9 protein-coding genes, 2 rRNA genes and 1 pseudogene are annotated in these 8,094 nt (G+C 34.7%); 6 read left to right on the top strand and 6 right to left on the bottom strand.

The window, feature by feature from the left end; genetic code table 11:
* Window positions 1-304 precede the first annotated feature (304 nt).
* Both QQZ16_RS22305 and QQZ16_RS22300 read right to left on the bottom strand, forming a co-directional pair.
* On the bottom strand, window positions 305-847 hold the full coding sequence (locus tag QQZ16_RS22305; protein WP_048718371.1) for a 2'-5' RNA ligase family protein: 543 nt from the start codon (window positions 845-847) through the stop codon (window positions 305-307).
* 14 nt (window positions 848-861) lie between these two features.
* Window positions 862-1,371, bottom strand: coding sequence for an NUDIX hydrolase (locus QQZ16_RS22300; protein ID WP_048718374.1), 510 nt, complete (start codon window positions 1,369-1,371; stop codon window positions 862-864).
* A 1,125-nt stretch (window positions 1,372-2,496) separates the two neighbouring features.
* Between QQZ16_RS22300 and sigY the strand changes: the two genes are divergently transcribed.
* The 6 genes from sigY (at window position 2,497) to QQZ16_RS22270 (ending at window position 5,430) form a co-directional block, all read left to right on the top strand.
* Window positions 2,497-3,039 carry an RNA polymerase sigma factor SigY gene (gene sigY / locus QQZ16_RS22295; protein WP_284561793.1) on the top strand — a complete coding sequence of 181 codons (543 nt, stop codon included), beginning with the start codon at window positions 2,497-2,499 and terminating at the stop codon, window positions 3,037-3,039.
* Window positions 3,023-3,358 (top strand): DUF5345 family protein, encoded by a 336-nt coding sequence (locus QQZ16_RS22290; protein ID WP_048718377.1) that lies wholly within the window; start codon window positions 3,023-3,025, stop codon window positions 3,356-3,358. Before sigY ends, QQZ16_RS22290 begins: the two co-directional genes overlap by 17 nt.
* A complete protein-coding gene (locus QQZ16_RS22285) occupies window positions 3,345-3,551 on the top strand; it encodes a hypothetical protein (protein WP_048718379.1) in 207 nt (68 codons plus the stop codon). The genes QQZ16_RS22290 and QQZ16_RS22285 overlap by 14 nt, the downstream gene beginning before the upstream one ends.
* Before the next feature lie 68 nt (window positions 3,552-3,619).
* Complete coding sequence (locus QQZ16_RS22280) at window positions 3,620-3,754, top strand: PLD nuclease N-terminal domain-containing protein (protein ID WP_082169286.1); 135 nt, start codon at window positions 3,620-3,622, stop codon at window positions 3,752-3,754.
* A gap of 12 nt (window positions 3,755-3,766) precedes the next feature.
* Entirely contained in the window at window positions 3,767-4,657 is an 891-nt protein-coding gene (locus QQZ16_RS22275; RefSeq protein WP_284561792.1) for an ABC transporter ATP-binding protein, read from the top strand.
* Window positions 4,654-5,430, top strand: coding sequence for an ABC transporter permease (locus QQZ16_RS22270; protein ID WP_284561791.1), 777 nt, complete (start codon window positions 4,654-4,656; stop codon window positions 5,428-5,430). The genes QQZ16_RS22275 and QQZ16_RS22270 overlap by 4 nt, the downstream gene beginning before the upstream one ends.
* Before the next feature lie 269 nt (window positions 5,431-5,699).
* Here QQZ16_RS22270 and QQZ16_RS22265 read toward each other — a convergent pair.
* The 4 genes and pseudogenes from QQZ16_RS22265 to QQZ16_RS22250 form a co-directional block, all read right to left on the bottom strand.
* Window positions 5,700-6,907 (bottom strand): annotated as a pseudogene (locus QQZ16_RS22265) (MFS transporter).
* A 100-nt stretch (window positions 6,908-7,007) separates the two neighbouring features.
* Window positions 7,008-7,454, bottom strand: a complete 447-nt coding sequence (locus QQZ16_RS22260) for a MarR family transcriptional regulator (protein WP_048718390.1) — start codon at window positions 7,452-7,454, stop codon at window positions 7,008-7,010.
* A gap of 153 nt (window positions 7,455-7,607) precedes the next feature.
* Window positions 7,608-7,725: ribosomal RNA gene (rrf, locus tag QQZ16_RS22255) — 5S ribosomal RNA — on the bottom strand.
* 247 nt (window positions 7,726-7,972) lie between these two features.
* Window positions 7,973-8,094, bottom strand: a 23S ribosomal RNA gene (locus QQZ16_RS22250); the annotation flags it as partial.

Below are 8,094 nucleotides of genomic sequence, written 5' to 3'. Positions count from 1 at the left end.
CTCTCCAATAAAGAGTTGATTAGCTCATTGCTAAACTCTAGCTTTTTATTACTTATTGTCATTCTATAACATTCGTTATAAAACGATTATTGTTGACGTTTGTTTGTTCAGTTTTCAAAGAGCAATTCGGTTGTTGCTATCAGAAGCAACTTTTATATAATACCATATTCATCAAGTGAAAGTCAATAACTTTTTTCAAGATATCTTTTCACTATTAAATTATCATATTATGTTGCTATCAGAAGCAACTTTTATATAATAACAATTATCTATTTAATCGTCAACTGTTTTTTACGTTTTTTTTTTACAATTCTATTAAACTCTTAGAATATATAACTGGAGCATGCTTCGAACTATCTATTCTAATTAACCCTATTCGGTTAATTTCCCCTTCTAGCTTTTCACTTATCTTTAAACAATAGCTATATGCTTCCTGCAACTCTTCTTTAGAAAGTCTATTAGCTAAGGTACAATGTGGAACCCATTTATCTGGAAGATATAATGACTCTTCATCATTGTTAAATGAATCAAAATGTCGATGATGACTCGAATGTAACTCGATTAACTCTTTAGTTACAGTTGGAGAATAAAATAGTGTTGGCGTATTTATAAAAGATCCTACAGTTTGAAAATCAACCTGGATTTTCCCCTTATTTCTATAGAAGGTTTCCATCTCATGTATAAAGTGCGTAAGAGAGACTTCCTTATAGCTTGCTAGAGTAATATGAGGTACTCTATCCTCCACTTCTCTCGCATAATAGGAGATTCCGTTACTCTCTAATTCTTCCCATATCTTTTTTATTCTTTGTTCTAATACTACATCAAATAATGCAATTACTGCATACATCCCACTCTTCTCCTTCAGTATAAAAAGTCTTTTATTTTTTTCAAAACTAAATTTTCTCTAGCAACCCAAGGATTGCAATTAAATTGAGATACGGCATATTCATTTTCTTCTATAGCCTTACCCACGGATATCCATACAGGTTTAAAATCGAGTTCAAACTCATACGCATCTAACTCTTTTTCCACTTTTCCCTTATTCGTAAGCTCACACATGTAATAATGAGATACCATTTGAAAATATGCTTGCTTATCGTCCTGATCTACTTGATTTTCTATTACTTTCCCCATACATTCTTTAACTGTGCAATGAGTATAACCAGTTTCTTCTTTTACCTCCCTCCATAGCGCTTCTTCCAGTCCCTCATTTCCTTCAACTCCTCCCCCTGGAAATTTAAAGTCACCTTTATTTGTTTGCATAAGTAAAACCTTTTGCTTTTCAATTATTACAGCCCTTACCGCTACTCGCCGATGAATCTTATGATGTTCATCGCTTATATCCAGACCAATCCTTTCATTAAACCGCATCTTATAACCCCTTTCCATCCTTTCTGTTTTGATCCCCATGAAATATATTAATAATAAATTCACGATCTGGTACTTTCAAAGTCTCATACGACTCAAAGAAAAAGGAATTATCATAAACTACTTTTTCTAGACTAATTTCTATTTTCTTCTTATCTATATTTCCAATTGCATATGAAGCTATTGGTTGAAGATTACACCCAAAAGATCCTGGATTTAGAAAAGCCTTTTTTTGCTTTGAAAAAAATAAATGGGATGATTGTGTCCAAAACAGATCAACTCTTTATTATACCCTTTAAATAAACCGTTAATAGGTTTGAATGACGGTTCAACAATTTCACTAAAGGGTTCTTGGCTAATATGACTATTTCGTTTTGATTCTTTTATATGATAATGTGTAAATAGAACCGAATGACCTTCTATTATTGTATCAATAGTTTGTGGTAACTTTTCTAAATTAGGAATATAGGATTTATTCATATTATCTGCGATCCATTAATGATGTACTTTGATGCGCGTAATGACTGAGAGGATACTCTTCTCTTTTAAGTAGCGCCAGAATCGCTTCATCATGGTTACCTGTAATCATTGAACTGTCCATTCTGGAAAACAAAAGGCCTAAAACCTCGTTTGTATCTGGTCCTATCCCCTAAACAATAAATTCTTTCCTTGTATCTATTTCTTGCAGCACAGCGTTCAAAGCCGGACCATTTCCATGAACGTCGGTAATGATTCCAATCTTCAGCTATTCCTACTCCTTTTATGAGGAAGTATATATACTCTTGATTGATACGACTAAGGAAAACAGTTTCTGCAAACCCTTCTCTCAATCATTCATCTTACTTCTCTCATATATTTAACTACATTCCGATTTTTGACCGTATCTCTGTATTTTCCAACACCTAAAAAGTCTATGAACACCAATTTTTTCAAAAAAATTCAGAATTGCATAAATTTAATAAAATTTTAACATACATCCCTATTATTGAGTACACCTCACTTTCTCTAATTTAAGGAGGAATTATCGTAAAATAAATGTAGCCTTAAAAAAATAATTATATTTAATGAACGATTTACTGAGATTAACCGTCTTATGATTTGAAAAAGAAAGGAGGCATCGATTTAACTTTGGACAACGGGAAAAGACTTATTAAACTTGCAAAGGAAGGAAATGAAGATGCCTTCATAGATTTATTTCAATTACACTATTCATTCCTATATAAATATTTACTAAAACTTACTTTAAATGAAGAAATAAGTTCAGATCTTACACAGGATACCATGCTTAAATGCTACGAAAACCTTAATTCTTTTAAGGGAGACAGTAAGTTCTCAACCTGGATGATTTCTATTGCTTCACGACTATATATCGACCAACTTCGAAAAAAGAAACGGGAAGTCAATTGGTTAAATCAAACAAAAATAGCTTTATCACGACAACTAACATGGAAAGCGAATTCCAAAGGGATAGAATGGAGTGACACATTTACTGATTTTAATAATTTAGAAGCAGAGTTTCGTATCCCCATCCTTCTTCATCATTATTACGGCTACACGTATGAAGAAATCGGCGAACTACTTCAGATTAAAGCAGGAACGGTTAAATCTCGGGTTCACAACGGCATCAAAAGACTTAGAAAGGAGTGGGCAGCCTATGACGAAAGATCATAATCAAACAGATAAGCTTATTGAGGATTTACAAAAAGATTGGAATCACCTTGAAAATCTTCCTTTCAGCAAGGAACCTTCTTCATTTTTCATAAAAGAGCAGCTACAATACTCTCAACTAAAAAAGAAAAAAGCTTTCTATAAAGAATTGAAGCTGTTTATGGTAACAGCCGTCCTTTTACTGAGTTTTTTATCAATGATTGCATTCCTAGACTTTCAAACCATAGTCATTATGGAGGTTATATCTATTATAGTTGCTCCTCTAATTTACTTTATATTAATACACAAACAAGAAGGGAAGATATTTGATGACAGAAATTAATCCTTATTTATTAATCTTGCTTTTCCTCGCTCTGTTAGCACAGGGAACTTTTCTGTTTATTCATGCGAAAAAAAATGCAAGCATTGCATGGTTTTGGGGAATTTGGGGATTGATTTCGCTTCCACTTCCATCAATTCTTTACTTCCTACTAATTATCTTGCCTAAAAAAAGAAAAGTACGAAAGGAGAAATAACTTTGGAAGAATTATTACAAGTAAACTGGTCATTAATAGCTCCCGTCCTTATTCTCCAATTCATATTAATGCTCACTGCTCTCATTAGCTGCATCAAGCAAGAAGAAACAAACGGACCAAAATGGTTATGGATTCTACTTATCCTAATCGTTAGTTTATTCGGATCCATTTTATATTTTGTAATAGGAAGAAAAAATACTTAAGGAGGCATTAAGATGTTCGTACAAGTGAATCAATTACAAAAGCGTTTTAATGACCATCAAGCGATTAAAGGAATCACTTTTCACATTAAAAAAGGTCGTTGCACAGCACTATTAGGGCCAAATGGAGCTGGTAAGACAACCACGCTTCATATGCTTGCGGGTTTGCTATCCCCGACAAAAGGCTCTATATCTTATAACGGAGAAAAGGATTATCGTAAACATATTGGTTTTATGCCCCAACACCCCACTTTTTTTAATTGGATGACTCCCGTGGAATTTCTGTATTTCGCTGGAAAACTATCAGGTGTTCCTAAACAACGTTTAATAGAATATGTTAATAACAGCCTTTCATTCGTTGGGCTAACAGAGGTAAAGAACCGAAAGATCGGAGGTTTTTCTGGTGGAATGAAGCAACGGCTCGGATTAGCACAAGCTATTTTACATCAGCCAGAACTATTGATCCTAGACGAACCAGTTTCCGCCTTAGACCCTACAGGGAGAAGGGAAGTTTTAATACTTATGGAAAAATTAAAAGAAAGGATGACAATCCTTTTTTCCACACATGTCCTTCATGATGCAGAACAAGTTTGCGATGAAGTTCTTATGTTAAAGGAAGGAGAAATAAAGTGGGAGGGTTCTTTAATTGACTTAAAAAAAGTCTTTTCGCATACAGCTATCCATATTGAAACAATAGAACCTATAAAGAATGCATTCGATGAATTATTAAAACCGGAAGCTATTCACTTTACGACTGATAATAATGCAACTATTTTAGAAATTACACCTTCTTTACAAACAAATGATTTATTAACTGCCCTAATAAGCAGAGGATACACAATACAACGATTTGAAGTTATGGAGGATTCTTTAGAGGATGCCTATATGAAGGTGGTAGACATATGAAAAACTTTTTAACTTTATTTCAAAAAGAAATGCTAGAAAGTAAAAGAAACGGGAAATGGATCTGGCTTCCAGTTGTAATGATGATTCTAGGCGTCTCCCAACCAATTTCAACTTACTATATGCCACAAATTATTGAAAAAGCTGGAAACTTACCCGTGGGAGCGAAGATTGAATTCCCAGTTCCTACAGGAGCAGAAGTGCTCGCAGCTACTTTATCTCAATATGGAACAATTGGTACTCTTTTATTCGTCCTAGCCACGATGGGAATTATTTCTCATGAACGGCAAAATAATGTGCTTACCCTTATTATGGCACGTCCTGTTTCTGCCTTTCAATACATAGCCAGTAAATGGTCAAGTCAAGTTATCATCGCATTATCTTCTCTATTTTTAAGCTATGTTTTGACTTGGTACTATACTAATTTACTGTTTTCACCTGTTCCTTGGATAGATGTACTCACTAGCTTCCTAATATATAGCCTATGGATTATTTTTATTCTCACTTTCACAATTTGGATAGCAACACTCTTAAGAAATACTGGCGGTATCGCAGGCGTAAGCTTAACATTCCTAGCTGCACTTTCCTTACTCACTGGACTTATAACCAAATATATGAAATGGAGTCCTGCAACACTTCGAAATGGAGCAACAAGTATTTTAATGCACAATCAAAGTAATGACATATTCCTTCTACCTATTTTTACAACTATCCTATCATCAATAATTCTTTTAGCACTAGCAGTATTCACATTTAGGCGATTGGAGCGTTTCTAATAATGTCACCCTATTTCAAAATAAGAAAAGATTATGCTACCCCAAAAGAACTACTTATACCAATTCTACCCATAAGCATCTACCAAATAGATGCATATGGGTTTAAATAGAATATAATCCATAGATAGATCTTTCTCCTTCCACTTCCCCTGTTTTATTGCTAAACTGTTAGTTATTCATTCAATGTGTATACATGTCAAAATTAATCGAAGACTAGCTGAAGCATTATTTATTATTTCCTATTATCCGTTATAGGATAATCCTAAAAGTTATTTATAGCGGATCCACCGATGCTGCTTTGAAAAAACAAGAGCGGCAACTCCAATTAATATCACGCCCATGATAGCAGGAGTAGAATGGCTAACTCTTCCATACAACTGTCCACCAATAATCGGTCCAATGAATCGAGCTAGCGATTGAATACTTTGAGAACCACCCAGGATACGTCCCTGTTCGTTAAGGTCAACGGATTTTGAAAGCATGCCATTAAATGCTGGACCAAAGATAGAATCTCCGAGTCCAAAGAAAATCATTCCTACGATAAAGACTGGATAATACGCATTGAATGCTGAAACAGCAATAAAACTAAAACCTATCATTTCACTTATCATACCTAAAAGTGCAATTTTTTTATCTGATAAATATTTAAGTAACCTTGGCATAATAATTGCTTGAGAGAAGATGTCAAGCACCCCTATTATTGAAAATACCAACCCGACAAGCAACGCCCGCCACGCAAATGTATCTATTGAAAATTGAGAGAAAATAGCTTGTAATGATCCATTAGGAATCCAAATTAAGAATCCAGCAATCATGAGCCATTTAACAAATTTAAAAGAAAAAACATTTGATAGTTGTATAAACGGATTAAGATATTTAGGAGAAATACTAGAAGAGCGTCTAGACTTTTCAAGACTTTCAGGCATAAAGAAATATCCATATATAGCATTGAATAATGTAATTACGGCGCCTGCATACATAGGTACACTATTCCCGAAATTCGCAAGTACTCCACCGATTGTAGGACCTAGAGTAGTCCCAACCCCGACAACCGCACTAATCCAACCAAAGTATTTAGTGCGTTCATTAGAAGGAGTGATATCAGCAAAGTAAGCAAAAATTGCTGATATTCCCCCCCTGTTAAACCTTCTATGATTCGTCCAAGAAAAAGGACCCAAAGCGCCCCTCCAAGACCAAATACAAAATAGCCTAGAGCAGAACCGAGCAGACTAATAATTAAAACAGGACGACGACCATATCTATCACTTAATGCTCCTAAGACCGGTGCTGCCAAGAATACAGAAAGTGCGTAGATAGAAGAAAGCAATGTTACCGCCGTAGCCTGAGCGCTTGGATTACTGGTATAAGATTTTACTAAAACAGGTAAAACGGGGATTACAATAGTCAAACCCATACCAGTTAAAAAGACTGAGATAAACCCAAATGTTAGTGCATGTTTATTGATTGAAATCTTCATACTATTTCTCTTTCTACTTTTTTTGTTTCTATGTCAACAAAAAAGTTTACTCCATTATTGTTTCTTCGTCAACAATAAACAAAAATAAAAAAATACCACTTTATCTCGTGATATTTTTCAAATGATACCTGTATCGACCAATGAAACGAAAAATAGTATCAAATTCATCATCAGTCATATTTTTAAATACTTCATTGTCACGTTTAAGAAACAGCCCATGTAATTCTTGATGGATATTATTTATTTTCTGCCCATTAGCTGTTAACCGAAAATATATTTCTTTTTTATTTTCAGCATTTTGATAACTCTCAATAATATTTTTAGCTAGAAGCTTCTTGGTGAGCTTACTTATTGCGCCTCGAGTCATATAACTTGCAGCTGCAAGTTTTGTCACATTTGCATTTGGGATTAGGGCAATATTTTCGATTAATTCTATTTCATTCAATGTATATCCATTTAGGGCCGATTCAAGTTCTGGTTTATTAAGCCAAATTATTTCATTGCATAAATCCATAAGCTCGCTCATTAACTGCTGTCTTTTATCCATGATAAATCCTCCCTGATTTATATTCAGTATACCCAGATTTTGTTTCTGTCGCAACAAAGTGTAAGGATACTACGGAAATATAATATTACGAAATACTACTTTTTCCACACAAAAAGACCTAAAGGCTTAATTACCTTTAGGTCTTTTCAATTTGCCTGGCGACGTCCTACTCTCACAGGGGGAGAACCCCCAACTACCATCGGCGCTTTAGAAGCTTAACTTCCGTGTTCGGTATGGGAACGGGTGTGACCTTCTCGCTATCGCCACCAGACTTATTTAGTTAGAGAATTATTCTCTCAAAACTAAATCATTTAGAAGTAAACCATTTTGCCAAGTAATCTTACTTAGCTTGCGCTAAGCATTATTGTCCAGCTCCAACGCCTATCGCCTATCAAACTTCCGATCATCTCTTTTGCGTAAGTCAACATCGATTCACTTACGTTCATCGTGTTTCCTTTATCGAAAGAACAAGCTCTTCCAGTTTATACGCCGATAAACAGGCGTTTCCGCTTTTCATTTTAGTTAAGTCCTCGATCTATTAGTATCAGTCAGCTCCACATGTCGCCACGCTTCCACCTCTGACCTATCAACCTGATCATCTTTCAGGGATCTTACTAGCTTACGCTATGGGAAATCTCAT

Origin of the sequence: Bacillus sp. T2.9-1 (genome assembly GCF_950097965.1) — a bacterium.
GTDB classification, from domain to species: domain Bacteria; phylum Bacillota; class Bacilli; order Bacillales; family Cytobacillaceae; genus Niallia; species Niallia hominis.
This window is presented reverse-complemented; position numbering and strand designations above follow the sequence as displayed.

Coding starts and splice junctions, on each gene's coding strand:
- QQZ16_RS22305 (WP_048718371.1), bottom strand. CDS start 847: ATGTATGCAGTAATTGCATTATTTGATGTAGTATTAGAACAAAGAATA.
- QQZ16_RS22300 (WP_048718374.1), bottom strand. CDS start 1,371: ATGCGGTTTAATGAAAGGATTGGTCTGGATATAAGCGATGAACATCAT.
- QQZ16_RS22290 (WP_048718377.1), top strand. CDS start 3,023: ATGACGAAAGATCATAATCAAACAGATAAGCTTATTGAGGATTTACAA.
- QQZ16_RS22285 (WP_048718379.1), top strand. CDS start 3,345: ATGACAGAAATTAATCCTTATTTATTAATCTTGCTTTTCCTCGCTCTG.
- QQZ16_RS22280 (WP_082169286.1), top strand. CDS start 3,620: ATGCTCACTGCTCTCATTAGCTGCATCAAGCAAGAAGAAACAAACGGA.
- QQZ16_RS22275 (WP_284561792.1), top strand. CDS start 3,767: ATGTTCGTACAAGTGAATCAATTACAAAAGCGTTTTAATGACCATCAA.
- QQZ16_RS22270 (WP_284561791.1), top strand. CDS start 4,654: ATGAAAAACTTTTTAACTTTATTTCAAAAAGAAATGCTAGAAAGTAAA.
- QQZ16_RS22260 (WP_048718390.1), bottom strand. CDS start 7,454: ATGGATAAAAGACAGCAGTTAATGAGCGAGCTTATGGATTTATGCAAT.